Source organism: Serratia sp. 506_PEND (assembly GCF_001076875.1).
Classification (GTDB): Bacteria; Pseudomonadota; Gammaproteobacteria; order Enterobacterales; family Enterobacteriaceae; genus Serratia; species Serratia marcescens.
The window spans coordinates 1-1,107 of the sequence record NZ_JVEL01000408.1; the positions used below are offsets into that span (position 1 = coordinate 1).

2 protein-coding genes and 1 pseudogene are annotated in these 1,107 nt (G+C 55.0%); all 3 read left to right on the forward strand.

The features are described 5' to 3' along the window. Positions 1-23: 23 nt before the first annotated feature. A complete protein-coding gene (locus ADK28_RS14860; protein WP_048795990.1) occupies positions 24-536 on the forward strand; it encodes a DUF4234 domain-containing protein in 513 nt (170 codons plus the stop codon). 82 nt (positions 537-618) lie between these two features. Beyond that, positions 619-840 carry a hypothetical protein gene (locus tag ADK28_RS14865; RefSeq protein WP_009652443.1) on the forward strand — a complete coding sequence of 74 codons (222 nt, stop codon included), beginning with the start codon at positions 619-621 and terminating at the stop codon, positions 838-840. Between the two features lie 55 nt (positions 841-895). Beyond that, positions 896-1,057 (forward strand): annotated as a pseudogene (locus ADK28_RS30110) (DUF905 family protein); the annotation flags it as partial. Positions 1,058-1,107 lie beyond the last annotated feature (50 nt).

The following is a 1,107-nucleotide window of genomic DNA, read 5'->3' on the forward strand; positions in this document are numbered from 1 at the left end:
AAATCAATCAAGGACAATACGATATGACCGACATTTCGACACTCAGCCAGCGACTGGCGACGCCAACCCTGCATTTTGTTCTGCTCACCGTCGCCACCTGCGGCATCTGGCCGTTACTGTGGCTGTATAAAAAGCAGGATATTATCAGCGACACCACCGGGTATCCGGTTTGCGGCAACCTGTTTATCATCTGGCTCGCCGTCTGTTTTGGGCTCGGGCGACAGTTCGGCGTGATGGCCTCACCAGACCTGGCGGGCTACGACACGGGCAGCGATACGCTGCTGGCCTTAAGCGGCATTCTGTCGCTCGCCTGCGGCGTGATGTACATCGTCTGGGCCTTTAAGGCCAGAGCAGCACTGCGACACTATGCGCTGAACACCTTCCGGTTTGACCTGAAGATGAATGCGTTTTATACCGTGGTGCTCAACGTCTTCTACATTACATACTGCATCAACGATATGCCGCAGGCACTGGCGAAGCACCGCATTATTCATGGTCAGGCCCCTGTGCCGCCGGAGTCTCCGTCACCGCAGTAACGCAGCTCTCCTCTTATTATCCGGCCGGGGCATTCCTGTGTGCCCCAGATTCATCCGGATCCCCCCTCTGAGATTTGACCCAATGACATTACTGAAAATCGTGCTCAACACCCTGCGTCAGGTGCTGACGTGGTGCGCCAGCAGCCGGGCGCAGCAGTTTGTGGAAGACCACTTCCGCGAAGAAGGCTATGACGAAGACAGTATTTACATCGCCAGACAGGCGGCAACCCTGCTCGCAGGTGCCTTAATCACAGCGCTCATGGAACAGATACTGCAGCTTATTGCCACACACTTAACCCACTGATGCCCTGCTCACTGAGCGGGGCATTTTGTTTTATGCCATTAATCAGGAACTGAATATGCAAGTCACTGACGATACGTCGTTACCGCCAGGGCAATTCACCCGCCGACAGGCTGAAGCCGTGGTCACGCTTTACCACAACGTCACTATAGAAGATGACCAGGGTACGCACTTTCGGCTGGTTATTCGCGACAGCGAGGGGACGTTAATCTGGCGGGCCTAGAATTTTGAAGCCAGTGCCGGGGAATGGCTTAACCGCTATCTGCTCAG

Coding starts and splice junctions, on each gene's coding strand:
- ADK28_RS14865 (WP_009652443.1), top strand. CDS start 619: ATGACATTACTGAAAATCGTGCTCAACACCCTGCGTCAGGTGCTGACG.
- ADK28_RS14860 (WP_048795990.1), top strand. CDS start 24: ATGACCGACATTTCGACACTCAGCCAGCGACTGGCGACGCCAACCCTG.